The organism is Burkholderia sp. Bp9143, assembly GCF_003853645.1.
Lineage (GTDB): Bacteria > Pseudomonadota > Gammaproteobacteria > Burkholderiales > Burkholderiaceae > Burkholderia.
This window is the reverse complement of sequence record NZ_QTPO01000012.1, coordinates 151,669-175,542: the sequence shown is the minus strand read 5'-3', so window position 1 is coordinate 175,542 and position 23,874 is coordinate 151,669. Positions and strand designations below refer to the sequence as shown.

Here is a 23,874-nt window from a genome sequence, read left to right as displayed (position 1 = left end):
AATACAAAACGCCCGATGCGGTGCATCGGGCGCTCTAGTGCCTGGATACTGTCAACCTATTCCAGGACTTGACAGCGCCACCCGATCGGCGGCCTTCGATCACAGCGTGTCGAATGCGCGTTGCAGCGCGTCGCGCCCGTGAATACCGTTCGCGAGCGTGAGCATCAGCAGCACGCGTGCCTTGAATGGGCTCAGCGACCCGGCGCTCACGAAACCGAGCGCATCGTCGTTCGCGGCGCCGTTGCGCATCACGTGCCCCGAGCCGACGCGCGACGCGCGCACCACGGCGACACCCGCGTTCACCGCATCGACGAGCGCCGCCTGCAGCGTCGCATGGATCGATCCGTTGCCGGTGCCCGCGACGACGAGGCCGCGCACGCCGGCCGCGACGAGCGCATCGACCGCCGTGCGCGTCACGCCCGCATAGCTCGCGACGACTTCGACCGGTGGCCACGCCGCGGCGATCGCCAGTTGCGCATCGCGCGAGCGCGTCACACGGCGCGCGAATTCGACGCGGCCGTCCTGCACCCAGCCGAGCGCGCCCAGTTCCGGCGACTGGAATGCATCGACCGCATAGGTGCTCGTCTTCACGACGTCGCGCGCGCCGTGGATCCGGTTGTTGAACGCGACGAGCACGCCCTGCCCGCGCGCGGCCGGGTGAGCAGCGACCGTCACCGCGTTCAGCAGGTTCAGCGGGCCGTCGGACGACAGCGCGGTGGCCGGCCGCATCGCGGCCGTCAGCACGACCGGCTTGTCGCCGGTCACGACCAGATGCAGCGCGTACGCGGTTTCCTCGAGCGTGTCGGTACCGTGGGTGATCACGATACCGTCGATCGCAGGATTGGCCATCAACGCGTCGATGCGCGCGGCGAGCGTATTCCACAGCGGCAGCGCGAGATCCTTGCTGTCGATGCTGGCGACCTGCTCGGCGTCGATGCGCGCGACCGACGCGAGCGCCGGCACCGCGTCGAGCAGAAAGTTGACGCCGAGCGCGCCGGCCTGATAGCCGGCCGTGCTGGCGGCGTCCGGCGCGGCGCCGGCGATCGTGCCGCCGGTGGCGAGTACGGCGATGCGCGGCAGGGCCGGCGCGGACGAAGGAGATGCGGGGTTCGGAGTATTCATGGCCGCGATTGTAATGGCTCGCGGCCGGCATCCGGTAGGTACGGCCGGAGCCGGACGCCTCGCATCATGGTTTGTCCCGATCGCCGCCGTGCGCGCGCCGTCAACGGCCACGCCGCCCGCCGCGTTATAGGAATGCCGTTTTGGTGTTTTCACATTGATTTGCCATAATCGGAGCGCGCGGCGCGATGCGGCCCTGTTCCCGTTGCGCCGGGCTTCGTGGCGGCGTCGATATAAAACGCAATTCACCCCATGGGAGTGTCGAAATGAAAATCCAATCGCTCGTAGCCGCGGTGCTTCTCGGCGGCATGCTGGCTTCCCCCGCTTTCGCGGCGAACAGCCAGCAGGACAAGATGAAGGCCTGCAACACCCAGGCCGCCGGCAAGACGGGCGACGAACGCAAGGCGTTCATGAAGGACTGCCTGTCGGCCAAGCCCGCGAAGAAGATGTCGCAGCAGGAAAAGATGAAGGCCTGCAACACCCAGGCCGCCGACAAGAAGGGCGACGACCGCAAGGCGTTCATGAAGAGCTGCCTGAGCAGCCAGCCGGCCGCCTGAGTTCCGGCGCTCCCTCACGAATGCCGCGCACCGCTTCAACGGGCGCGGCATTTTTGTTTTCGTTGCACGCGCATCGACGCGCGCGATGACGCCGGATGCGTTGCCGTACCATCCGGCTACCGGCACCGTCGCTGCCGCCGTCGCGACAAACGCCGCCGCCTTCCCGCCCCGCTTCCCCTGTATGCCGTAGAAATGCCGCCACATGGTGCGGCAATTCGCCGCGATTTCTTCTATGATGGCTGCAACGCGGCCCATCCAAGTACAAGAAGCGCCATCGGGCCGCCCTCGAGACAGACGCGCACACCGCGTCAAACGGAGGCATGGATGGCATGGAGACAACACCGCTGGTTCCGCCGCTGGCTGATCGTGATCGTGTTCTGGGCCGTGCCCGTCGCGATCGTCGCCGTGCGCGAGATCCGCGAGGAAATGGCGTACAACAAGGCCGACCTGCAGCTCGCGCTGACCACCTGGCAGCTCACCGATGCGCAGCAGGCGGCCGGCGCCGCCGCGAAGTGCCACGGGGATCCTGACGCGGCGCGCGCGGCCGGCTGCCCGGCCGACGTGCTGGCCGCCAACGCGGCACGCCAGCAGGCGGCCCGCGACGAATACGTGGTGCGCCGCAACACGCTCGCCGGTTATCTGTGGCACGCGTTCGTCGGCTACTGGGTCGTGCCGGCCGCGTTCCTGTTTGCGTGCGGGGTCGTGATCGCGCTGATCCGCCGCGCGCTGCGGCGCCCGCCAATCAAGCCTCCCGCCCCGCCGGCGCCGCCCGTCACGCATTGACGCACGCCGTCCCGCGCCTGGTTTCCGTTTTTCCTGCCCGCCGTCGGACGCGCGCGACGCGCCGGCGTGCGCGCGCCGATTTGTCCGTTGGCACGCCGCGACATCCCCCCGACGAATTGACGCTTTTTCACGTGGCAACGAAATGAGGTTGTAATCCGCTGTGATATAACTGCCGACGTGATCCGCTCCTTGAGCGAGCCTCACTCCGAACATCATCCGATGGAGAAGAACGATGCAAAAACGGAATCTTGTGCTGAAAGCCGCCGCTGCGCTGATCGTCGGCAGCCTTGCGCTCACCGGTTGCACCACCACCCCCGACAAGCCCGACAATGCGGCGACCAACGCGTCGAAGCGTCAGGCGATCGATTCGAGCGTCGACGCAACGCTGTCGCGCATGTATTCCACGGTCAAGGGTTCGCGTGAACTCGTCGCGAAATCGCGCGGCGTGCTGGTCTTCCCCGACGTGATCCAGGCCGGCTTCATCGTCGGCGGCCAGACCGGCAACGGCGCGCTGCGCGTCGGCGGCAGCACGGTCGGCTACTACAACACGTCGTCGCTGTCGGTCGGCCTGCAGGCCGGCGCGCAGTCGAAGGCGATCGTGTTCCTGTTCATGACGCAGGAAGCGCTCGACGAATTCCGCGGCTCGGACGGCTGGGCAGCCGGCGCCGGCGCATCGGTCGCGCTCGTGAAGATGGGCGCGAACGGCGCGATCGACACGACCACGGCCACCGCGCCGGTCCAGGTCATCGTGCTGACCAACGCCGGGCTGATGGGCGACGTGTCGATCAACGGCACGAAGGTCACAAAGCTGAAGATCTGACGCTGCGGCGTCCTCGCTCGTGCGCACCGCGCGGGCGACATGCAAACGGCGATGTCCTTGCGGGCATCGCCGTTTTTTTGTCCGTGCACGCCGCACGTCAGGTCGTCGAGTCGATCACCTTGAAGCGCGAGCGCTTCTGCGCGCGAATCAGCGACTGGTACACGTCGACGTACTGCTGCGCCATCCGCCGCGACGTGAAGCGCTCCTCGAAGCGCTGCCGCACGCGTGCGCGCGGCAGCAGGTGCAGCCGGTTCACGGCGGCCACCGCGCTGATCTCGTCCTCGACGATGAAGCCCGACACGCCCTCGTCCAGCACTTCCGGCACCGCGCCGCGATTGAACGCGATCACCGGCGTGCCGCACGACATCGCCTCGATCATCACCAGCCCGAACGGCTCCGGCCAGTCGATCGGAAAAAGCAGCGCATGCGCGCCCGACAGGAATTCGGCCTTCTGGTGGTCGGCGATCTCGCCGATGTATTCGACGTGCGGCAGCGCGAACAGCGGCTCAATCTCCCGTTCGAAGTATTCCTGGTCCGCCGCGTCGATCTTCGCGGCGATCCGGATCGGCAGCCCGCACTGGCGCGCGATGCGGATCGCGGTGTCGACCCGCTTCTCCGGCGAGATGCGGCCGAGGAACGCGAGATAGCGCGGCTCGACGGGCTGCGGCAGGTACAGCGTGTCGGGCAGCCCGTGGTACACGGTGGTCAGCCATTTCGCCTGCGGCAGCGGCTGGCGCTGCGAATTCGAGATCGAGATCACCGGCGCGGTGTTGAACGTATCGAACACCGGCTGCTGCTCGGGCAGGTCGAGCCGGCCGTGCAGCGTCGTCACGAACGGCGTGTCCTGCCGGTTGAAGACCGAAAACGAGTAGTAGTCCATGTGGAAATGGAGCACGTCGAAGTCCTTCGCACGGCGCGCGACCGTCTCCATCAGCAGCATGTGCGGCGCGACGCGGTCGCGGATCGACGAGTCGAGCCGCAGCGCGCGCGGCCACACCGGTTCGAGCCTGGCCCGGGTCGTCGAATCGCCGCTGGCGAACAGCGTCACGTCATGGCCGAGGTCGACGAGCGCCTCGGTGATGTAGGACACGACGCGCTCCGTGCCGCCGTACAGCTTCGGCGGCACGGATTCGGTCAGCGGGGCGATCTGGGCAATTCTCATGGTCCACGTCTCCTGTGTCCTCGGTCGGCGGCACGGGGGCCGTGCGCACCTGCGGCTCCGTGCAGCGCGCGGCCGGCATCGCGCCGGCCGAATATCCCATTATTATTCGCGATTCCGATGCCCGGAAGCACCGGCCTTTCATTTTATGGGGGTTGTTACAGACAGGATACATTCGCGCTCAGGATCGCCAGAAGCACATTGGCGCAGCCGGACCGGCGCCGCAGGCTACCGACGGCGCGCCGCCGACGCGGCCGCACGCACACCGCCCCGCCCGTCAGCGCGACGGCCACTTCCACGGCGGCAGGTCGCGCGTGTCCGCATCGACGAGCACGGTCGCGCCGAGCTGCTTGTCGAGCACGAGCGACTCGCAGGCGGCCTCGCGTTCGAGCGTCGCGATGAGCCGCGCCGCGTGCGACACGACCAGCACCTGCGAACGCCGCGCGGCCTGCGCGATCAGGCGCCCGAGCGCCGGCAGCAGATCGGGATGCAGGCTCGTCTCCGGTTCGTTCAGCACCATCAGCGCGGGCGGCCGCGGCGTCAGCAGCGCGGCCGAGAGCAGCAGATAGCGCAGCGTGCCGTCCGACAGCTCGGCGGCCGACAACGGCCGCAACAGCCCCGGCTGGCGCATCAGCACGTCGAAGCGGCCGCGGCCGCCCGGGTTGTCGATGTCGACGGATGCGCCGGGGAACGCGTCGTCGATCGCCGCATCGAGCGCGGCGACGTCGCCGATCTCGCGGATCGTCTGCAGCGCGGCGGCCAGATCGGCACCGTCGTCCGCCAGCACCGGCGTATGGGTGCCGATGTGCGACTGTCGGGCCGGCGCCTGCGCATCGGTCCGGAAATGATCGTAGAAGCGCCACGACCGGATCCGCTCGCGCACCGCGATCATCTCCGGCGCGCCGACCGGATCGGCGAACTCGGTCATCATGCTGTCGAAGCTCGCGACCGGCTGCGGCACCGTGTGCCAGTCGCCCGACCCGGTGCGCGTACGAATCTGCGCACCCTGCCGGTCGACCAGCAGCGTCGACGGGCGCAGCAGCGCGCCGCCCCAGATGCATTCGCGCTTCACGACGGGGTCGAGCGCGAACCGCGAACGGCTCGGGACCGGCAGGCCGAGATCGATCGCATAGCCGAAATCGTCGCCCGCGAAGCCGAGCTTGAGGCTCACCGGCCCGTTGCGCACCGTGCCAGTCACCGGCGTGTCGCCGCTCAGCATCGAACGCGAAAAGCGTTCGGGGCCGGCCCACAGCGTCGACGGCAGCCCACCTTCACGCGCGAGCGACGGGATCACGCGGCCCTGCGCGGTGTCGGCAAGGAGCCGCAGCGCGCGGTACACGCTCGATTTGCCGCTGCCGTTCGGCCCCGTGACGACGGTGAGCGCCGCGAGCGGCACGATCAGCTCGCGCAGCGAGCGGTAGTTGGCAATGGCGAGCGTTTTCAGCGCGGTCATGGAGTCAATGGCAGCAGGTAATGGCGGGCGCGCGTTCAGCGGCCTTCGGTGGCCCTCGGATCGGCCGCGGTGTTGGCCGCCGTGCTGGCGGCGGGCGGCCGCACATGCGGCCGTTCGGGACTCGGCTCGCCCGGCGCCGAATCGTGCGGATACAGCTCCATCCGGCTGCGCGGCAGACATTGCGGAAAACGTGCCTGCAGGTACGCGATCAAGCCCTCGCGCACGCGGCAGCGCAGATCCCAGCACGCCGACGAGTCGACCGCGCTGACGAGCGCGCGCAACTGCATCGTGCGCTCGGTCGCGTCGGTCACCTGCAGCACCTGCACGCGGCCGTCCCATTCGGGCGCCGCGTGGACGAGCCGCGCGAGTTCCTCGCGTAGCGGCGCGAGCGGTGTGCGGTAGTCGACCGACAGGTACACCGTGCCGATGATTTCCGAGCTGCTGCGCGTCCAGTTCGTGAACGGGTTTTCGATGATCCACTGCAGCGGGACGACGAGCCGGCGCTGGTCCCACAGCCGCACCGACACGAACGAGCCGGTGATTTCCTCGATGCGGCCCCACTCGCCCTGGATCACGACGACGTCGTCGAGCCGGATCGGCTGCGTGAGCGCGATCTGCAGCCCGGCGATCAGGTTGCCGAGCACCGGCCGCGCGGCGATACCGGCAACCAGCCCCGCGACGCCCGCCGACGCCAGCAGGCTCGCGCCGATCTGCCGCACGTTCGGGAACGTCATCAGCGCGGCGCCCGTGCCGATGATCACGATGAGTACCATCACGGTGCGCACGAGCACCTTGGCCTGCGTGTGGACGCGCCGCGCGTGGAGGTTGTCGGCCGCGTCCATCGGATGGGCCCGGATGATCGCATCGCCGACCCCGGCCACGAGCCGCACCAGCAGCCAGGTCAGCGACACGATGGAGCCGACCGCGGCTGCGGTACGCATTCCGCGTACGAACGACATGCCGTCGTCCGCCTGGACCCACAGGAATTCCAGCGCGAGCAGCCCGAGCGTGACGAGCGACGATTTGTCGATGTAGCGCAGGATCACGGTCATCAGCGGATACGGCTGCGCGATCCGCTTGACGATGCGTGCACCGAGACGATGCACGATCACGACGACGAGTACGACGATGACCGACACGCACAGCGTGCCGAGCCACGTATGCAGCGGCGCATCGGCGATGCGCCGCACTTCCTCGATTGAAATCATCGGCGCCCGGGAAGCTTCGGTTATGAGGCGCATCGGCCTCGTCCTGGATGCGTCGGCGACGTCCGGGCGACGCGCGCCCGGACCGGCATCAGATCAGTTGCCGCTCCTGCACGGAAACGCCTTGCCAAGACCGAGCGACACCGCGGTGCTCGCGTTGTAGTCGGCCAGCCTCGGGTTTTCCGCGATGTACTTGCGCACCGCGTCGGTCATCTGCTGCGCCCGGATGTCGGGCGGCAGGCAGAAATACTGCCCGACGCGCGGCCCGGTGGTGCCGCCGATCGCGTCGATCGTGTTGTAAACGCCATCGGCAGCGCCCTCGATGTAGGCCGCGCACGACGCCCGCGACTTGACGTCCGTCTTCGCGCACAGCCGGTCGAGATCCGCGCCCGTGAAAGCCGCCGCCGACAACGGCACGGCGAACGCCGCGGCACAAAACATAGCCCGCAACATGGTGTTCCTTATGTCAATGCGGCCTCGGGCCGCTTGCTGCGCCGACCGGCGCGGCGGCCGGACACCCGCTGCCGGCCGGGTTCCGGCCGGCCGGGCGCGCTCGGCCACCGCGCCGAAACCGTCATTTTGCACTCTTTTGCGCATCTGCCGGCGCCGACGCGCCGACGCGCACCGTCCGCTTGCTCAGGATGTCGATCGCGTCCGGCGCCTTGTAGTGCTTCGCGAACTCGAGCGCGGTGATGCCGAGCTGGTTCTTCACCTGCGGATCGGCACCCTGGTCGAGCAGCAGGTTGACCGTCGTCGCGTGGTTGCCGCGCGCGGCCATCATCAGTGGCGTCGTGCCGTTCGGCGACGCGGTGTCGATATATGCGTCGTGGTCGAGCAGGATCTTGACGACCTCGTCCTGGCCGTTGGTGGCCGCGTAGTGCAGCGGCGCCCAGCCCTTCTTGCTGACTTCCGCGCCCTTGTCGATCAGCAGCTTGACGAGCCCGACGTCGCCGTTCAGCGACGCGAGCATCAGCGCGTTCTCGCCGGCCTTGTCTTCCTTCTCGAGGTCGACGTTCGGCGTCGTGGCAATCGCCGCCGCCACCTTGTCGGACTTTTCGCGCGCGGCGATCACCAGGATCGGGTCGCCGTTCGGCGCGAGCGTGTTCGGATCGAGCTTGCCGCTCTTGAGCTGCTTGCCGATGTCGGCGATGTCGTCGAACTTGACCGCCTTGACGATCGCGTCGAGCGACTCGGCATGCGCGCCGGCGGCGGCAAACAGGCCGCTCGCGACGAGCGCGGCGGCGACGAGTGCGCGCTTGGGCAGGTATGTGGTCGGCTTCGTCATTGTTGTGGGCTCCTTCCCTGGGTTGTCGGCTGGCCGCGCGTCATTAGCGGGCGATCTTGAACAGCCGGAAAAAGTTCTGTGTCGTCGCATCGGCCAGTGCCTCGACGGCGATGCCTCGCTCGGATGCGATAAAGCGTCCGACATGGCTGACGTACGCAGGTTCATTCGGCTTGCCGCGATACGGCACCGGCGCGAGGTACGGCGAGTCGGTTTCGATCAGCAGCCGGTCGAGCGGCACGCGCCGCGCGACGTCCTGCACGTCGGTCGCGTTCTTGAACGTGACGATACCCGACAGCGAGATATGGAAGTTCTGCGCGAGCGCCTGCTCGGCGACGGGCCACGGCTCGGTGAAGCAGTGCATCACGCCGCCCGGCACGTCCGCGCGCTCCTCGGCCATGATCCGCAGCGTGTCTTCCGACGACGAGCGCGTATGGATGATCAGCGGCTTCATCGTCGCGGTCGCCGCGCGGATGTGCGTACGAAAGCGTTCGCGCTGCCATTCCATGTCGGCGATCGAGCGGCCTTCGAGGCGGTAGTAGTCGAGGCCCGTCTCGCCGATCGCGACGACCTTCGGGTGCGCGGCCAGTTCGATCAGTTCCGCGAGCGTCGGCTCCCGTGCGTCCTCGTGATCCGGATGCACGCCGACCGACGCGTACACGTTGTCGTGCGCCTGCGCGATCGCGAGCACGTCGGGCAACGTCTCGAAGTCGACCGACACGCACAGCGCGTGCGTGACGTCGTGCTCGCGCATGTTCTCCAGCACGGCAGGCAGGCGGTCGGCGAGACCCTTGAAATTGATGTGGCAGTGAGAATCGACGAACATCGTGTTTCCTGAATTCGTAAGACGGGCGCTCATGCGCTCGCCGGCAATCGTTTCCCCACCTCGGGGAATCAATACGCGCTCACGCGAACATTTCCCGATAACCGAGAAACAGTTCCTCGAATACGAGCCGGGCATTGAGCGGATGGTTCTCGACCGTCCGCTGGCGCGTCACGGCCTTCATGAAGCGCGCGAACGCATTCGCGTCGACCGCCTCCGCGCAACGCGCGAGCGCGGCCGCCTGCATCGGGAAGTAGCGCGGCGCGCCCGCCATCCGCTGGGCGAGCAGATCGTAGAGCCAACGCTGCAGCCAGCCGAGCACCAGCGGCACCGGCAGCTTCTGCAGCGTCTCGCCACAGGCGAACGGATCGCACGCGGCGCCGGCCGCGAGCTGGCCGAGCGTGAAATCGCGCAGCGGCCGGTTCTCGTCGCTCGCCAGCGCCAGCGCGGCGAGCGGCGCGCCGCCGGCCTCCGCGAGCAGCGCGCGCGCATCGTCGACGCCCTGCCCCGCGAGCCACGCCGCGGCCGCGTCGGGCGCCGGCACGGTCATCGGCCACTGCCGGCAGCGGCTGATGATGGTCGGCAGCAGCCGGTCGATGCGCGCCGATACCAGCAGGAACACGACGCCGGACGGCGGCTCCTCCAGCGTCTTCAGCAGCGCGTTCGACGCGGCGACGTTCAGCGCCTCGGCCGGATACAGCACGACGACGCGCGCGCCGCCGCGATGCGATCCGACCCCGCAGAAGTCGAGCAGCGCACGCACCTGCTCGATCTTGATCTCCTTGCTCGGCGCGCGCGTCTTCTTGCCGCCTTCGTCCGCGTCGGCCGGCTTCGCGTCGTCGGCCGCGCCCGGCGCTTCGCCCGCGAGCGCCTCGGGCAGCACGATCCGGTAGTCCGGATGGTTGCCCTGCGCGAACCACGTGCAGGCCGCGCAGGTGCCGCACGGCTCGCCGTTCGGCTGCGGCGCTTCGCACAGGAAGCCCTGCGCGAGATGCTGCGCGAACTGCAGCTTGCCGATCCCGGCCTGGCCGTGCAGCAGCAGCGCATGCGGCCACTGCGCGCGCAGTTGCTGCAGGCGGTTCCAGTCGTCGGTCTGCCACGGATAGATCATGTGGTGCGTTCCTTCGTGTTACAGCGCGGCAAGCACGCGTTCGAGCTGCTGGCGGATCTCGGGAATCGTCTGCGTCGCGTCGACGATCGCGAAGCGATGCGGCGCCTCTTCCGCGCGCCGCAGGTATTCGCCGCGGGTGCGCGAGAAAAACGCATCCGACTCGCTTTCGAACTTGTCGGGCATGCGCGCGGCGCCGCGGCGCTCGCTCGCCACCTGCGGCGCGACGTCGAACAGCACCGTCAGGTCGGGCTGGAAACCGCCCTGCACCCACCGCTCGAGCGTCTCGAGCTTGTCGCGCGGCAGCCCGCGGCCGCCGCCCTGGTAGGCGAAGGTCGCGTCGGTGAAGCGATCGGACACGACCCAGTCGCCGCGGGCGAGCGCGGGCTCGATCACGAGCGCGAGGTGCTCGCGGCGCGCGGCGAACATCAGCAGCGCTTCGGTCTCGAGATCCATCGGCTGGTTCAGCAGGATCTCGCGAAGCTTCTCGCCGAGTTGCGTGCCGCCCGGCTCGCGGGTGACGACGACCTGCCGGCCGCTCGCGGCCAGCCTGGCCTGGAGGCGTTCGCAGAACCATTGCAGGTGGGTGGTCTTCCCGGCCCCATCGATGCCTTCGAACGTGATGAATTTACCGCTCGCCATTATTGACCTCGTATGTACTTGTCCACGGCCTTGTTGTGATCGCCGAGCGTGTCCGAGAACACGCTCGTGCCGTCGCCCTTCGCGACGAAATAGAGCGCGCTCGTCTGGGCCGGATTGATCGCCGCCTGCAGCGAGGCGACGCCCGGCAGGGCGATCGGCGTCGGCGGCAAGCCGCGGCGCGTATAGGTATTGTAAGGAGTGTCGGACTGCAGGTCGCGCTTGCGCAGGCGGCCGTCGTACGCATCGCCGAGGCCGTAGATCACCGACGGATCGGTCTGCAGCGGCATCCCGATGCGCAGCCGGTTCGCGAACACGGCCGCGACGAACGCGCGATCGGCCGCGTGACCCGTTTCCTTTTCGACGATCGACGCGATCGTCAGCGCTTCGTAAGGCGTCTTGTACGGCAGCCCAGGTGCACGCGCGGCCCACGCTTCGTCGAGGCGCGTCTGCATCAGGTGGTATGCGCGCCGGTAGATGTTCAGGTCGCTCGTGCCCTTGTCGAACAGATAGGTGTCGGGGAAGAACAGCCCCTCGCCGCTGCCGCGCTGGATCGTGTTGTCCGGTGCGCCGATCGCGCGCAGCAGTTCGGCGTCGCTCATGCCGGCCGTCGCGTGCGCGAGATCGGGATTGCCGTCGAGTTCCGCGCGCATCCGCTTGAAGGTCCAGCCCTCGATCACCGTCGCGACGTATTCGTTCACGTCGCCGCGCGCGATCTTCTGCAGCACGTCGTACGGCGTGATGCCGGTCTTGAATTCGTAGTTGCCGGACTTGAGCCGGCTCGACAGCCCGAGCAGGCGCGTCATCGCGACGAAGCCGAGCGGCTCGACCGGCACGCCGCCGAGCTTGAGCTGCAGCGCGACGCTCTTCACGCTGCTGCGCGGCTTGATCGTGACGTCGAGCGATGCAGCGCCCAGCAGCAGCGGCCGGGTCGCCCAGTAATACCCGCCGCCCGCGCCGGCAGCGGCCACAACGACGGCCAGCGCCACGACCGTCGCGGCGCATTTCTTCAGTAGGGACATGGAAACGAGACTCAGGTAAGACCCATATAATACTTGCTCGCCTTCGTCAAAGTCAGGGTTGACTGTTCCCTCATTCCATGAGCACACCGTTCGCTTCACCGGCTGCCCAGGTCGCATCCGTCTCGCTCCCCGTTTTCCCCCGCCCGTCCGCCGCCGATTTCGACGCGCCGGGCGCCTGCATGCCGCTTGCGCAGTTCGGCGTGATCGACGTGGCCGGCGACGACGCCGCGACGTTCCTGCACAGCCAGCTCACCAACGACATCGAACATCTCGATGCCGCGAGCGCGCGCCTGTCCGGCTATTGTTCGCCGAAGGGCCGCCTGCTCGCGTCGTTCCTCGCCTGGCGCGCCGGTCACGGCGTGCGCCTGCTGGTCTCGAAGGACGTCCAGGCCGCCGCACAGAAACGGCTGTCGATGTTCGTGCTGCGCGCGAAGGCGAAGCTGACGGACGCGAGCGACGCGCTCGCGGTGGTCGGCTTCGCGGGTGATGTGCGCGAAGCGCTGTCGGGCATTTTCGACGCGCTGCCGGACGGCGTGCACGTGAAGGTCGACGGCCCGGCCGGGGCGCTGATCCGTGTGCCGGACGCGGCCGGACGCAAGCGCTACCTGTGGATCGGGCCGCGCGCGGAAGTCGACGCGCGACTCGCCGCGCTCGCCGGCACGCTGCCGGTCGTGTCGCCGGCCGTATGGGACTGGCTCGACGTGCGCGCGGGCGAGCCGCGCATCACGCAGCCGGCCGTCGAACAGTTCGTGCCGCAGATGGTCAACTTCGACGTGATCGGCGCCGTTAACTTCCGGAAGGGGTGCTACCCGGGCCAGGAAATCGTCGCGCGCAGCCAGTATCGCGGCACGATCAAGCGCCGTACCGCGCTCGCGCACGTCGCCGGCGAGACCGACACCGTGCATGCCGGCGTCGAGCTGTTCCACAGCGACGACCCGGGCCAGCCGTGCGGGATGATCGTCAACGCGGCGGCCGCGCCCGCGGGCGGCGTCGACGCGCTCGTCGAGATCAAGCTGGCCGCGCTCGACGGCGGCACGGTGCACCTCGGTTCGGCCGACGGTCCGGCACTCGCGTTCGACGCGCTGCCGTACGCGTGGCCGACGGAAGCGTGATGCACTGACAACCCGTTCGCACGCCGGTTCGCACATGGCGGCCGGCGCCCGATGTTTCCTGCGAGAGATTCGCCCGATGTGTCTGATTGCCTTCGACTGGCAGCCTGATGCCGCCGCCGGTCCCGTCTTTACCCTGACCGCCAACCGCGACGAATTCTTTCGCCGTACGAGTGCGCCGCTTTCGTGGTGGGAGGATGTGCCGGGCGTGCTGGCCGGCCGCGATCTCGAAGCGGGCGGCACGTGGCTCGGCGTGTCGCGCGACGGCCGCTTCGCGGCGCTGACCAATTACCGCGCGCCGTTCGACATTCGCGCGGGCGCGCCGACCCGCGGCAAGCTCGTGTCCGATTTCCTCCGCAGCCCGTCCGTTGCGCCGCTCGATTACCTCGGCGAACTGGCCGAGCACGCGGCTGTGTACAACGGCTTCAACCTGCTAGTCGGCGACTGGAAGCGGCGCGAGCTTGCGTGGTTCTGCAACCGCGCGGCCGAAGGTGAAACCGGCGTCGCCGCGCCGGTCGCGATCGGCGCCGGCGTGCATGCGCTGTCGAATGCCCGGCTCGATACGCCCTGGCCGAAAGTCGTGCGCAAGCGCGCGGAACTCGGCACGCTGCTGACCGACAACCCGACCCCATCGCTCGACGAGTTGATCGAGCTGATGCGCGATCCGCATGTCGCGGACGACGACGCGCTGCCGCACACCGGCATTCCGATCGAGCGCGAGCGTGCGCTGTCGGCCGCGTTCATCGAGACGCCCGAATACGGCACGCGCGGCACGACCGCGCTGCGCGTGACAATGAAGGAAGGCGTGCGATTGACGGTCGACATCAAGGAACGCTGCGACGACGACGGCTCGCACCGCACCGTTCGCCCGGGTAGTTTCGAGCGCGCGTTCACGTTCGACATCGAGGCGACGCAACGACGCTGAGCCTGCCGCGCGTGCGGCGCTAGGGCGCGCGCGCCATCTCGACGTGCGGCACGCCGATTTCGACGAACGGTTCGCCGATCGCCGTGAAGCCGTGCCGCACATAGAACGACACCGCGGCATCCTGCGCGTAGAGCCGCACGACCGGCTCGCCGCGATGCCGCGCCGCGTCCAGCAGCGCATTCAGCACGGCCGATCCGGCGCCCTGCCCGCGCGCGTCGGCCAGCACCGCGACGCGGCCGATCGTGCCGGTGCGCAGCAGCCGCCCCGTCGCGACCGCGCGGCGTGCGCCGGTCGCCGCATCGAACCGGTAGGCAACCGCGTGCAGCGACAGCGGATCCTCGTCGTCAAGCTCCCATTCCGGCGGAATCCGTTGCTCGCGCACGAACACCGCATCGCGAATCCGTGCGGCATCGCCGCCCAGCACGGCCCAGTCGCCCGTTTCCACCCAGCCGTCGGTCATCGCTCCCTCCGCGCGGCGCCGGGCGCCGCCGCCGTCAAATGTCGTCGAATGCGGCCCTGAGCGCCGCCACCGCGTCGGCATGCGCGGCCCGCACCTCGGGCACGTAGCCGCCCATCTTGAAGAACTCGTGGATCATCCCCGGATAGCAGACCAGCGTGACCGTATTGCCGGCCGCACGCAGCTTGTCCGCGTACGCGGCGCCCTCGTCGCTCAGCGGATCGTATTCGGCGGTCGCGATCCAGGCCGGCGCGACACCGCCGAACGACGGCGCATCGCGCGTGCCGTCGAGCGGCGCGAAGCGCCAGTCGTCGCGGTCGGACCGATCGCGCACGTATTGCGTGAAGAACCACTGGATCGTGTCCTGCGTCAGCAGGTAGCCGTTCGCGAGCCGTCCATGCGATTCAGTGTCCTGGTAGCCCGTCACGCCCGGATAGATCAGCATCTGCAGTGCAAGGTCGATGCCCGCGTCGCGCGCAAGCACCGCGCAGACGGTCGCGAGCGTGCCGCCCGCGCTGTCGCCGCCCACCGCGAGCCGCGCGGCGTCGATGCCGAATGCGGCGGCTTCGCGATGCAGCCAGCGCAATGCGTCGTCGGCGTCGTTCACCGCGGTCGGGAACCGGTGTTCGGGCGCGAGCCGGTAGTCGACCGACAGCACCGCGCACTGCGCGTCGCGCGCGAACATCCGGCACAGCGCGTCGTGCGTATCGACGCTGCCAACCGTGAAGCCGCCGCCGTGGTAATAGACGAGCGCCGGCAGCGGTTCGGCGAGGCTCGGCTCGACCGGCAGGAAGAGCCGCGCGCCGATCGAACGGCCGTCGCGCGTCGGCACGACGCAGGCCTCGACCGAATGCATCGGCGCCGGCGCGACGTCGAGGATCGGCGCGCTCTTCTCGTACGCGGCGCGCGCCTGCTGCGGCGTCTGGTGGTGATAGGACGGACGTTTCGCGCGCTCGATCATGTCGAGCACCTGGGCGATCTTCGGATTCAGCGGCATCGGTGAGGACGGCGCGTGCGGCGCCGCGAGCGGACAAGCGTTACATGATGCCACGCGCGGGTCCGGCGCGCGGTGCGCCGGAATCCCGTGCCGTCAATCAAAACGGTCCTGCCCGTGGAGGGCGGGGCCGCCGTGCATCCGGGCGCTTACGCGTCGCTCGGGCCGGGCTGCGCATCCGGCGCCGTGCGCGTGCGTTGCCGCTTGATGTCGCGGCCCACCGCGAGCCGCCGCATGTACTTGAACGTACCGAGCGCCTTCGCGACGAAGTTGCCGTCGCTGTCGCGCACTTCGCCTTCGCAGTACGCCATCGTCGTCGAACGATGCATCACGCGTCCGTACGCGCGCAACTCGCCGCGCCCGGGCTGCATGAAGTTCACCTTCATCTCGACCGTGACGACGCCGACGCCGTCGTCGGTCAGGCTGCGCGCGGCCATCGCGAGCGCGATGTCCGACAGCGTCATCGTCACGCCGCCGTGCGCGATGCCCCACGTATTCATGTGCCGCTCGTCGAGCGGCAGCACGATCTCGCTCGCACCATCCTTTGCGGACACCAGCTGCACACCGAGCAGATCGACAAACGGGCTTTCGATCGACGGACCGTCCGTCGGAGATGCCGCGCCGCTCATCGTGCCGTGCTTTCGGAGAGATAGTCGACGCACTGGCGCGATTCGGCCACCGCCACGACGAATTTCTTCACTTCCTGGTGAACCGGGTGTACCTGGTAGGCATTCAGTGCGGCCTGGTCCGTGAAATCGGATACGAGCACGACGTCCGACGTGGCTTCGAGCCCCGGCGTCGCGATGCCGACGTCGAGCTGCAGGATGCCCGGCACGAGGTCGCGGCAGCCTTCGAGCTTTTCCTTCAGCTTCAGCGCGTTCTGCGCGCGCGTGCCGCCTTCGGCCGATTCCTTCAGCTTCCACATCACGATATGTCTGATCACTTTCGTTGCTCCTGTTCGGGTTGAATCGCCATTCCGGCCGAAACCCTTGCCGGTCATGGATGTTCCGTTGCTCCGCCATTCACGCGCCGGCAAGCGCGGCCGGCCACGGGAACGCGAACGTCGAAACGGGCATCATTTCACACCTGCGGCGGCGATGCCCGCTTTTTCTCCGCGTCGCTCATCGACACCGGGATCCCGCTCGCGAGTACCGATACCGGCATCAGCCTGCCAGACTTGCCGGCGCCAACGGACGGTATCCCGAGGTTCTCTCGCCCGCTTGCGGGTGTGGCGTTCCAAGCCGCGCCCCGACGCCGTGATTCACTTGATCAGATGCAGCACGTCGCGAAAACGCGGATGCCGACTGGACCCGAGCCATTCGAACCCGATCATCTCGACGGTCGCAATCTCCACGCCCCGCGCCCCGAGCCTGTCGATCGCCGCATCTCGATCCACCGTTTTGCGGGAGCCCACGGCGTCGCTGACCACCGTGACCTTACGGCCGCTGCGCAACAGGCCGAAGGCCGTTTGCAACACACAGACGTGTGCCTCGCAACCGGCAATGATGACATTGTTGCGTTCGGCCGGAAGCGCATCGGCCAGGCCTTCCGCGCACGCGTCGAAATGGTCCTTGGCCACGGTGTTCGAGCACAACCCCTTGAAGTCCGACACGGTCTCGCCGAGCCGGAGCGGACTCTGTTCGGTACCGATGACCGGCACCTCGAATATCCGCGCAATACGGCCGAGTCGAACGGCCTGCGCCACGACGAGCGCCCCGTCGTGAATCGCCGGCATCAGTCGGGTCTGAAAATCCACCAATACGAGCACTGAATCGTCGGGTACGTGTAGCACCGCGCATTCTCCAAGACGATGCAAGGGCGACTTCGACCACCGCCTGCCATCAATGAAACGCCCGACTCCGCGAAAGACCGGAATCGAAGGCGCAAGAAGACTCCAAGCCTACCAAATCTGTGGGCTCCGACGGGTGATCGAGGGCACTGCGGTTCGGGACCGGCATTCGAAACCGGCATCGCGCGGCCGCACTCGGCTCCATTGCGGGAACGCCAATTTCTCGCTCGCCTGCCGCGGCGAATTCACTGAATTCGCCGCCGTCGATTCAACCGCCCGGCAGACACCGGCAAATCGCCCATACCGGCATCCACTGCCAATTGATTCTCGTCGCATTTCAAATGCGATTATTTTTCAATTCACATCAATTCGAATAATTTACCGACCCATCAGGAAATAATTTCACCCGCTTTTCAAGCGATTATTCGAGGGTCTTCAAAATCATTATTGACTTCGGCTTTATCCGAACTTTAGAATCCCCTACGACAGCTTACGTTTCATTTTCCTCGCTGCGCACGATTTACTTCCCGCGCCATGCCGTGGCGCCAGTGGAATTCGTCATTCATGCCTCACCGGGCGGAATTTCCTTTCGCTTTTCAATTCCGGCATTTAACCGCTCGCCGGTTATACCGCCCGATTCGCCCCGCATCACATCCGGATTAAATCGCGCATTCATCTGAATGCCGCCGCACCGGACGAAGCAGGCCGAGCGCCCGCTGATTCGATCATTCTCATAAAAAATCGCCAGTCATCAGGAGGGACATGACATGCATCGCTTCGCGAAGTCGCTGTGTACGGGATTCGTCTGCGCAGGCCTGCTCGCGGCCTGCAACGACGACGACGTCCAGTCGGGCAACCCGCCGTCGAACCAGGCCGCACTGTCGTTCCGCATGGATGCCGGCGGGCAGATCAATGCGTTCTACCGGCAGGACAAGGTCGCCGCGCACCTGCTGGTACGCTCGTCGACGAAACCGCGCCTGCTCGTGGTGTTTCCGGCCGGTAACAGCGGCACCGGGCTGTGGTTCGACGATACCGCGCAGCCGGTGAACTGGAGCCTCGACACGGCGCCGTCCGCGCTGTCGGTACCCGACACGCACGGCCGCCCGCTGTACGGCATCGGCGCCGACGTGTCGGTCGACACCGACACGCTGACGATCCGCCAGGGGCTGCTGAGCAACGTGCGCTTCCTGCGCGACTTCAACGGCGGCGCGACGATTCCGCCGGAGATCGTCGCCGCCCCGACGCTCCAGGGCAGCGCCGCGCAATGGCAGCGCGACCGGCTCGACGGCGCGCCCGGTTACGCGCTGCGCATCACGCCGCGCGACGGCGGCAGCATCGCGACGGCAGCGGGCGGCAAGCTCGTGCTGCGCGCGGCGGCCGGCACACGCACGCTGAAACTGCATGTCGACGCGCTGTCGGGCGAGACACCGCTGTCGCCGATCCTGCGCGCCGACCTGCTCGCGCCGTCCGTGAATCCCGACCCGGTCAGCCAGAACGTGCTCGAATTCCTGAGCTTCCACGACAAGCTGCTGGCCGGCTCCTGGCAGTACGACACCTACTTCGGCCGCGACACGCTGATCTCGGTGCGCATGCTGATGCCGGTGCTCGAGCCGGCGGCGATCGAGGCCGGCCTGACGTCGGTGCTGAACCGCCTGTCGAATGACGGCAAGGTCGCGCACGAGGAAGGCATCGGCGAATTCGCGCTGGTCGACAACGCGAAGCACGGCCGGCCGAAGGATGCGACGCCGACCTACGACTACAAGATGATCGACAGCGACTACCTGCTCGCGCCGATCGCGGCGGCCTGGCTGATCGACGACACGCGCGGCCAGGCGCGCGCGGCCGCCTATCTCGCGCAACGCGGCAGCGACGGCCAGACGAACGGCAGCCGGCTCGTCGTCAACCTGCTGCACGTCGCGGCGACCGCGCAGCCGTTCGCGCAACAGCCATCGGTCGCGAACCTGATCCACCTGCGGCCCGGCGAGATCGTCGGCAACTGGCGCGACAGCACCGACGGGCTCGGCGGCGGCGTCTATCCGTACGACGTGAACGCGGTGCTCGTGCCGGCCGCGCTGCGCGCGGCGAATGCGTTCCTCGCGCGTGGCCTGCTCGATCCGTACCTGGACGCCGGGCAACGCGCGACGCTCGCGAACACGGCTACCGAAGCGGCTACCTGGGAGCGGCAGGCGCCGCCGCTGTTCCAGGTGAGCGTGCCGGCCGCGCAGGCGGCGACCGACGTGTCGGCCTATGCGCCGTCCGCCGGTGTGCCGGCCGGCACCGCGCCGGGCGCGCCGCTGACGTTCTACGCGCTGTCGCTCGACCAGCAGGGCACGCCGATTCCGGTGATGAATTCCGACGGCGGCTTCGCGCTGCTGTTCGGCACGCCGCCGGACGACCAGCTCCGGCGGATCGTCGCCGACGTCACGCGGCCGTTCCCGACCGGGCTCGTCACCGATGCCGGGATGCTGATCGCGAACCCCGCGTATGCGAACCAGGCGCTGTGGCCGAAGTTCACGAGTTCCGCGTATCACGGCACGGTGATCTGGTCGTGGCAGCAGGCGATGTGGGTCGCCGGGCTCGATCGCCAGCTCGCGCGCCAGGACCTGTCGGACACGACGCGCACGCTGCTGACGCAGGCGCGGCAGACGATCTGGCAGGTGATCTCGAACGGACGCGACATGCGCACGTCGGAAATGTGGACCTGGTCGTACGTCAACGGCCAGTACCAGACCGACGCATTCGGCACGCGCAGCGCGGATGCGACCGAGGCCAACGCGGCGCAGCTGTGGAGCACGACGTATCTCGCGATCCGCGATCCGCAACTGCGCACGGGCAAGTACTGGTGGCAGGCGACGCAGCGGATGCAGGACGCGCAACCGGAGCATGCCGCGGCCATTGCGTCGCGATAGATGACGCGTCAGTGAAACGAAAGCCCCGCACGCGCATTCGCCTGCGGGGCTTCATTCCGGTCGCGCGCGAAACGGGCGATACATCGCATGGCGCCATTGCGTTGCAGTCGAGCGCGCCACGTCGCCGGACGCACGGCGGCCGTTCGTCAGTGCGCGACCACGCGATTGCGCCCGTCCCGCTTCGCCTGATACATGCGTTCATCGACCGCCCGCAGCAACGCATCGACCGTGCTCCCATCGACGCCGTACTGCGCGACGCCGACGCTGACCGTCACCTGCACGCGCTTGAAATCCAGCCCGAACGGCGAACTCGCGATCGACGAACGCACGCGCTCGGCGGTCATGCGCGCGCCTTCGAGCGGCATCTCGGGCAACAGCGCCATGAACTCCTCGCCGCCGACTCGCGCAAGCGCACCGGCCGGACGTATCGCCTCGAGACACTGGCGCACGACGCCGCGCAGCACTTCGTCGCCGATCTGGTGGCCGTACGCGTCGTTGATGTTCTTGAAGTTGTCGAGATCGAGCGCGAGCAGGCAAAACGGCGTGCCGTCGCGTTCCGCGCGCACGATTTCGCGCTCGACCTGCGCGATGAATTGGCGGCGGTTGGACGCGCCCGTCATCGGATCGGTCGCGGCCATGTATTCGAGCTTCTGGTTCGTGCGCCGCAGTTCCTGCAACGCACTCTCGGTGCGCGCCATCGATTCCGACAGCCGGCTCATCAGGTCTTCCTGGCTGTAGATCGCGGAGAACGAGCGCGTCGTCTGCAGCGCCTGCACGACGCCGTAGCTGAGCAGGAAGAAGCCACCCGCGAAGATCGCATGCGCGAGCCACCACATGTGATTCCACGGCTTGCCGAGGATAAACGCGAGCGACGACAGCGCGAACGCCATGATCGACATGCCGTAGATCACCATCAGCGGCGACCGGATGCGCCGCGCGAGCAGCACGCCGACGTTCAGCAGCGAAAACACCAGCGCGCCGCCTTCCATCGACAGCCGCGTACCCAGCGCGCCGGCGACCGGCGAATACGCGACGTACGCGACCGCCACGTTGACGATCACGAACAACATGACCCACGGCAGCCACGTTCGCGCGCGCGTCCGCTTCTCGATGCGATCGGGCGGCTGCGAATACGACAGCAGGCCCGTCAGCAGCAGGATCGACATCACGAGGCGCGAGGCGGGCCCGTACAGCAGGAACAGCCAGATGTTGTGGTGCGCCATCCCGGTAAACACACCGTGCAGCGCGTAGATCATCGCGAAACCGAGAAAGCCGAGCGTCAGCCAGCGCAGCAGCGGCTCGCCGGACGACCGGTAGCACACCCACGTCACGTAGGTGACGAACGCGCCTTCGAGGGTCGCGGCCGCGATCGCGATTTCATGGAATGCGTGGCTCTCGAACACGACGTGCGGGTCGCTGAAGAACCACAGATAGGCAATCAGATAGGCCGGCAGCAATGCAAAACCGACCAGCAGGCATTTCGCGTAGAGCCGCGCGGCCGCGCTGACGACGCGAGGCGGTTCCCCCGCTGCATAGGTCGTGCTCAATTTGATCCCCGTTTCGGTCTGCTGCGTGGTTCAAACGTCCACGATGCCGGAAACGCGCGGTGCATCGTCTTCGCCGGCTACCGGAAGCGCGTTACGTGCGTTGGTACGACGCACACGCTGGCCCATCCCGCCGAAAGGCAAATGTCAGAGCAAGTATAGGTGCGGCAATTCGTTTGACAAGTAAGGGGAAACGGCACCCCCGAACCGGCACCTTTTACTTCACAATCTTCATGAATCAGGTCCGGATATCACCGATTCGCAATCGCGGCCGCCGCTTTCGCCGCGGAACGCCGCGGCGGCACGCGATCTAACGTCAGATGATTTCGAACAGCCCGGCGGCCCCCTGCCCGCCGCCGATGCACATCGTGACGACCACGTATTTCACGCCGCGCCGCTTTCCTTCGATCAGCGCATGGCCCGTCAGGCGCGCACCCGACACGCCGTACGGATGGCCGACAGCGATCGCGCCGCCGTTCACGTTCAGGCGGTCGTCAGGAATCCCGAGCGTGTCGCGGCAGTACAGCACCTGTACCGCGAATGCCTCGTTCAGTTCCCACAGACCGATGTCGTCGACCTTCAGCCCCGCCTGCTTCAGCAGCTTCGGCACCGCGAATACCGGGCCGATGCCCATCTCGTCCGGCTCGCAACCGGCGACCGCAAAACCGCGGAACACGCCAAGCGGCTGCAGCCCTTCGCGCTGTGCGACATCCGCGTTCATCACCACGCACGCCGACGCGCCGTCCGAGAACTGGCTCGCGTTGCCGGCGGTGATCACGCCACCCGGCACGGCCGAACGGATCTTCGACACGCCTTCGAGCGTCGTGTCGGGCCGGATGCCTTCGTCGGCCGACACCGTCACGTCCTGCGTGAACAGCCGGCCGGTCGCCTTGTCGGCAATGCCGGCACGCACGGTGATCGGCACGATCTCGTCGTTGAAGCGCCCGGCCTCCTGCGCGGCCGCGGCGCGCAGTTGCGACCGCACGCCGTACTCGTCCTGACGCTCCTTCGCGATCCCGTAGCGCTTCGCGACGTTCTCCGCCGTCTGCAGCATGTTCCAGTAGATCTCGGGCTTGTGCTCGACGAGCCAGCCTTCCTGGATCATGTGCCGGTTCATCTCGTTCTGCACGCACGAGATCGATTCGACGCCGCCGGCGACATACACGTCGCCCTCGCCCGCGATGATCCGCTGCGCGGCAAGCGCGATGGTCTGCAGCCCTGACGAGCAGAAACGGTTCACCGTCATCCCCGGCACGCTCACCGGCAGCCCGGCGCGCAGCGCAATCTGCCGCGCGATGTTGGCACCCGTCGCGCCTTCCGGGTTCGCGCAGCCCATGATCACGTCCTCGATGCGCGCGGGGTCCAGCTTCGCGCGTTCGAGCGCGGCCGCGACCACGTGGCCGCCGAGCGTCGCGCCGTGCGTCATGTTGAATGCGCCGCGCCACGACTTCGCGAGCGGCGTGCGTGCGGTCGATACGATTACGGCTTCGGTCATGCGAGTCTCCTTCGGTCCTGCTTCATGTCGGATGGGAATGCGCTACGCCGTCGGGCGCGCGCCCGCGGACGTCACATGCGCGACGCCCGCCGCCTGCATCTGTTGCCATGCGTGCGCGAGCGACCCGTTCAGGTCGATCGCACGGCACGCATCGTTGATCACGGCGGCCTCGAAACCTGCCGCACGCGCATCGAGCGCGGACCACGCGACGCAATAGTCGGTCGCGAGCCCGCAACACCACACGCGCTTCGCGCCGAGCTCGCGCAGATAGCCGGCGAGCCCCGTGCGCGTCGTGCGGTCGGCCTCGACGAACGCGGAATAGCTGTCGACCTGCGCGTCGCCGCCCTTGCGGATCACGAGCCTGGCATGCGGGATGTCCAGGTCGCGATGCAGCGCCGCGCCTTCCGTGTCCTGCACGCAGTGCACGGGCCACAGCACCTGCTCGCCGTACGGCAGCGCGAGCGTCGAGAACGGCTCGCGCCCCGGGTGGTTCGCCGCGAACGACACGTGTTCGCGCGGGTGCCAGTCCTGCGTCAGCACCACCTGGTCGAAGCGTTGCGCGAGCGCGTTGATCACCGGCACGACCGCGTCGCCGTCCGGCACCGCGAGTGCGCCGCCCGGCATGAAGTCGTACTGCACGTCGATCACGAGCAACACGTCGTCAGTGCGTTTCATTGCGTTT

24 protein-coding genes are annotated in these 23,874 nt (G+C 67.9%); 6 read left to right on the top strand and 18 right to left on the bottom strand.

The genetic code is table 11. The annotated features are described in order from the left end of the window. Positions 1 to 99: 99 nt before the first annotated feature. The gene (locus tag DIE23_RS12015) at positions 100 to 1,122 is read right to left on the bottom strand and encodes an asparaginase (protein ID WP_124612310.1); all 1,023 of its coding nucleotides are present in this window, start codon (positions 1,120 to 1,122) and stop codon (positions 100 to 102) included. Positions 1,123 to 1,385: 263 nt separating this feature from the next. Between DIE23_RS12015 and DIE23_RS12010 the strand changes: the two genes are divergently transcribed. The 3 genes from DIE23_RS12010 to DIE23_RS12000 all read left to right on the top strand — a co-directional run bounded on the left by DIE23_RS12010 (position 1,386) and on the right by DIE23_RS12000 (position 3,279). Next, positions 1,386 to 1,676, top strand: a complete 291-nt coding sequence (locus tag DIE23_RS12010) for a PsiF family protein (protein WP_044843641.1) — start codon at positions 1,386 to 1,388, stop codon at positions 1,674 to 1,676. A 324-nt stretch (positions 1,677 to 2,000) separates the two neighbouring features. Then, entirely contained in the window at positions 2,001 to 2,459 is a 459-nt protein-coding gene (locus DIE23_RS12005; protein ID WP_124612309.1) for a hypothetical protein, read from the top strand. A 232-nt stretch (positions 2,460 to 2,691) separates the two neighbouring features. Then, the gene (locus tag DIE23_RS12000; RefSeq protein ID WP_124612308.1) at positions 2,692 to 3,279 is read left to right on the top strand and encodes a YSC84-related protein; all 588 of its coding nucleotides are present in this window, start codon (positions 2,692 to 2,694) and stop codon (positions 3,277 to 3,279) included. A gap of 97 nt (positions 3,280 to 3,376) precedes the next feature. Here DIE23_RS12000 and DIE23_RS11995 read toward each other — a convergent pair whose 3' ends face one another. The 9 genes from DIE23_RS11995 to mltG all read right to left on the bottom strand — a co-directional run bounded on the left by DIE23_RS11995 (position 3,377) and on the right by mltG (position 11,970). Continuing rightward, on the bottom strand, positions 3,377 to 4,441 hold the full coding sequence (locus DIE23_RS11995) for a glycosyltransferase family 4 protein (RefSeq protein WP_124612307.1): 1,065 nt from the start codon (positions 4,439 to 4,441) through the stop codon (positions 3,377 to 3,379). 274 nt (positions 4,442 to 4,715) lie between these two features. Further along, positions 4,716 to 5,891: an AAA family ATPase gene (locus DIE23_RS11990; protein ID WP_124612306.1), complete on the bottom strand. Its 1,176-nt coding sequence runs from the start codon at positions 5,889 to 5,891 to the stop codon at positions 4,716 to 4,718. A 35-nt stretch (positions 5,892 to 5,926) separates the two neighbouring features. After that, positions 5,927 to 7,099, bottom strand: a complete 1,173-nt coding sequence (locus tag DIE23_RS11985; RefSeq protein WP_124612305.1) for a mechanosensitive ion channel family protein — start codon at positions 7,097 to 7,099, stop codon at positions 5,927 to 5,929. A gap of 93 nt (positions 7,100 to 7,192) precedes the next feature. After that, on the bottom strand, positions 7,193 to 7,549 hold the full coding sequence (locus DIE23_RS11975) for a Rap1a/Tai family immunity protein (protein WP_124612313.1): 357 nt from the start codon (positions 7,547 to 7,549) through the stop codon (positions 7,193 to 7,195). A 121-nt stretch (positions 7,550 to 7,670) separates the two neighbouring features. Continuing rightward, positions 7,671 to 8,381 carry an ankyrin repeat domain-containing protein gene (locus tag DIE23_RS11970; RefSeq protein WP_059817616.1) on the bottom strand — a complete coding sequence of 237 codons (711 nt, stop codon included), beginning with the start codon at positions 8,379 to 8,381 and terminating at the stop codon, positions 7,671 to 7,673. Between the two features lie 43 nt (positions 8,382 to 8,424). Continuing rightward, complete coding sequence (locus DIE23_RS11965; protein WP_059538079.1) at positions 8,425 to 9,204, bottom strand: TatD family hydrolase; 780 nt, start codon at positions 9,202 to 9,204, stop codon at positions 8,425 to 8,427. Between the two features lie 79 nt (positions 9,205 to 9,283). Continuing rightward, positions 9,284 to 10,312, bottom strand: a complete 1,029-nt coding sequence (locus tag DIE23_RS11960) for a DNA polymerase III subunit delta' (protein ID WP_124612303.1) — start codon at positions 10,310 to 10,312, stop codon at positions 9,284 to 9,286. A gap of 18 nt (positions 10,313 to 10,330) precedes the next feature. Beyond that, positions 10,331 to 10,951, bottom strand: coding sequence for a dTMP kinase (gene tmk, locus DIE23_RS11955; RefSeq protein WP_124498646.1), 621 nt, complete (start codon positions 10,949 to 10,951; stop codon positions 10,331 to 10,333). Further along, positions 10,951 to 11,970, bottom strand: a complete 1,020-nt coding sequence (gene mltG / locus DIE23_RS11950; RefSeq protein WP_124612302.1) for an endolytic transglycosylase MltG — start codon at positions 11,968 to 11,970, stop codon at positions 10,951 to 10,953. Before mltG ends, tmk begins: the two co-directional genes overlap by 1 nt. Before the next feature lie 77 nt (positions 11,971 to 12,047). On the opposite strand from mltG, the gene DIE23_RS11945 reads away from it, so the two are divergent. Further along, entirely contained in the window at positions 12,048 to 13,082 is a 1,035-nt protein-coding gene (locus DIE23_RS11945) for a folate-binding protein YgfZ (protein WP_124612301.1), read from the top strand. Between the two features lie 76 nt (positions 13,083 to 13,158). Beyond that, positions 13,159 to 14,004 (top strand): NRDE family protein, encoded by an 846-nt coding sequence (locus tag DIE23_RS11940; protein WP_124612300.1) that lies wholly within the window; start codon positions 13,159 to 13,161, stop codon positions 14,002 to 14,004. 19 nt (positions 14,005 to 14,023) lie between these two features. On the opposite strand, the gene DIE23_RS11935 is transcribed toward DIE23_RS11940, so the two are convergent. The 5 genes from DIE23_RS11935 to DIE23_RS11915 all read right to left on the bottom strand — a co-directional run bounded on the left by DIE23_RS11935 (position 14,024) and on the right by DIE23_RS11915 (position 17,247). Next, complete coding sequence (locus tag DIE23_RS11935; RefSeq protein WP_124612299.1) at positions 14,024 to 14,464, bottom strand: GNAT family N-acetyltransferase; 441 nt, start codon at positions 14,462 to 14,464, stop codon at positions 14,024 to 14,026. A 34-nt stretch (positions 14,465 to 14,498) separates the two neighbouring features. Continuing rightward, on the bottom strand, positions 14,499 to 15,458 hold the full coding sequence (locus DIE23_RS11930; protein WP_124612312.1) for an alpha/beta hydrolase: 960 nt from the start codon (positions 15,456 to 15,458) through the stop codon (positions 14,499 to 14,501). 146 nt (positions 15,459 to 15,604) lie between these two features. Continuing rightward, a complete protein-coding gene (locus DIE23_RS11925; protein WP_124612298.1) occupies positions 15,605 to 16,084 on the bottom strand; it encodes a PaaI family thioesterase in 480 nt (159 codons plus the stop codon). Beyond that, entirely contained in the window at positions 16,081 to 16,398 is a 318-nt protein-coding gene (locus DIE23_RS11920; RefSeq protein WP_124612297.1) for a Dabb family protein, read from the bottom strand. Before DIE23_RS11920 ends, DIE23_RS11925 begins: the two co-directional genes overlap by 4 nt. 318 nt (positions 16,399 to 16,716) lie before the next feature. Beyond that, positions 16,717 to 17,247, bottom strand: coding sequence for an isochorismatase family protein (locus tag DIE23_RS11915; RefSeq protein ID WP_124612296.1), 531 nt, complete (start codon positions 17,245 to 17,247; stop codon positions 16,717 to 16,719). A gap of 764 nt (positions 17,248 to 18,011) precedes the next feature. On the opposite strand from DIE23_RS11915, the gene DIE23_RS11910 reads away from it, so the two are divergent. After that, positions 18,012 to 20,153, top strand: coding sequence for a hypothetical protein (locus DIE23_RS11910; RefSeq protein ID WP_124612295.1), 2,142 nt, complete (start codon positions 18,012 to 18,014; stop codon positions 20,151 to 20,153). A gap of 146 nt (positions 20,154 to 20,299) precedes the next feature. Here the strand turns inward: DIE23_RS11910 and DIE23_RS11905 are convergent, their stop codons facing one another. From DIE23_RS11905 to pncA, 3 genes are all read right to left on the bottom strand, one after another. Beyond that, a complete protein-coding gene (locus DIE23_RS11905) occupies positions 20,300 to 21,700 on the bottom strand; it encodes a sensor domain-containing diguanylate cyclase (protein ID WP_124612294.1) in 1,401 nt (466 codons plus the stop codon). Positions 21,701 to 22,013: 313 nt separating this feature from the next. Continuing rightward, entirely contained in the window at positions 22,014 to 23,192 is a 1,179-nt protein-coding gene (locus tag DIE23_RS11900) for an acetyl-CoA C-acyltransferase (protein WP_124612293.1), read from the bottom strand. Positions 23,193 to 23,234: 42 nt separating this feature from the next. Continuing rightward, entirely contained in the window at positions 23,235 to 23,867 is a 633-nt protein-coding gene (gene pncA, locus DIE23_RS11895) for a bifunctional nicotinamidase/pyrazinamidase (protein ID WP_044843660.1), read from the bottom strand. Positions 23,868 to 23,874: the final 7 nt, after the last annotated feature.

Excerpts from the sequence above, each read along its gene's own strand:
- DIE23_RS12015 (WP_124612310.1), bottom strand. The coding sequence starts at position 1,122 with ATGAATACTCCGAACCCCGCATCTCCTTCGTCCGCGCCGGCCCTGCCG.
- DIE23_RS12010 (WP_044843641.1), top strand. The coding sequence starts at position 1,386 with ATGAAAATCCAATCGCTCGTAGCCGCGGTGCTTCTCGGCGGCATGCTG.
- DIE23_RS12005 (WP_124612309.1), top strand. The coding sequence starts at position 2,001 with ATGGCATGGAGACAACACCGCTGGTTCCGCCGCTGGCTGATCGTGATC.
- DIE23_RS12000 (WP_124612308.1), top strand. The coding sequence starts at position 2,692 with ATGCAAAAACGGAATCTTGTGCTGAAAGCCGCCGCTGCGCTGATCGTC.
- DIE23_RS11995 (WP_124612307.1), bottom strand. The coding sequence starts at position 4,441 with ATGAGAATTGCCCAGATCGCCCCGCTGACCGAATCCGTGCCGCCGAAG.
- DIE23_RS11990 (WP_124612306.1), bottom strand. The coding sequence starts at position 5,891 with ATGACCGCGCTGAAAACGCTCGCCATTGCCAACTACCGCTCGCTGCGC.
- DIE23_RS11985 (WP_124612305.1), bottom strand. The coding sequence starts at position 7,099 with ATGATTTCAATCGAGGAAGTGCGGCGCATCGCCGATGCGCCGCTGCAT.
- DIE23_RS11975 (WP_124612313.1), bottom strand. The coding sequence starts at position 7,549 with ATGTTGCGGGCTATGTTTTGTGCCGCGGCGTTCGCCGTGCCGTTGTCG.
- DIE23_RS11970 (WP_059817616.1), bottom strand. The coding sequence starts at position 8,381 with ATGACGAAGCCGACCACATACCTGCCCAAGCGCGCACTCGTCGCCGCC.
- DIE23_RS11965 (WP_059538079.1), bottom strand. The coding sequence starts at position 9,204 with ATGTTCGTCGATTCTCACTGCCACATCAATTTCAAGGGTCTCGCCGAC.
- DIE23_RS11960 (WP_124612303.1), bottom strand. The coding sequence starts at position 10,312 with ATGATCTATCCGTGGCAGACCGACGACTGGAACCGCCTGCAGCAACTG.
- tmk (WP_124498646.1), bottom strand. The coding sequence starts at position 10,951 with ATGGCGAGCGGTAAATTCATCACGTTCGAAGGCATCGATGGGGCCGGG.
- mltG (WP_124612302.1), bottom strand. The coding sequence starts at position 11,970 with ATGTCCCTACTGAAGAAATGCGCCGCGACGGTCGTGGCGCTGGCCGTC.
- DIE23_RS11945 (WP_124612301.1), top strand. The coding sequence starts at position 12,048 with ATGAGCACACCGTTCGCTTCACCGGCTGCCCAGGTCGCATCCGTCTCG.
- DIE23_RS11940 (WP_124612300.1), top strand. The coding sequence starts at position 13,159 with ATGTGTCTGATTGCCTTCGACTGGCAGCCTGATGCCGCCGCCGGTCCC.
- DIE23_RS11935 (WP_124612299.1), bottom strand. The coding sequence starts at position 14,464 with ATGACCGACGGCTGGGTGGAAACGGGCGACTGGGCCGTGCTGGGCGGC.
- DIE23_RS11930 (WP_124612312.1), bottom strand. The coding sequence starts at position 15,458 with ATGCCGCTGAATCCGAAGATCGCCCAGGTGCTCGACATGATCGAGCGC.
- DIE23_RS11925 (WP_124612298.1), bottom strand. The coding sequence starts at position 16,084 with ATGAGCGGCGCGGCATCTCCGACGGACGGTCCGTCGATCGAAAGCCCG.
- DIE23_RS11910 (WP_124612295.1), top strand. The coding sequence starts at position 18,012 with ATGCATCGCTTCGCGAAGTCGCTGTGTACGGGATTCGTCTGCGCAGGC.
- DIE23_RS11900 (WP_124612293.1), bottom strand. The coding sequence starts at position 23,192 with ATGACCGAAGCCGTAATCGTATCGACCGCACGCACGCCGCTCGCGAAG.
- pncA (WP_044843660.1), bottom strand. The coding sequence starts at position 23,867 with ATGAAACGCACTGACGACGTGTTGCTCGTGATCGACGTGCAGTACGAC.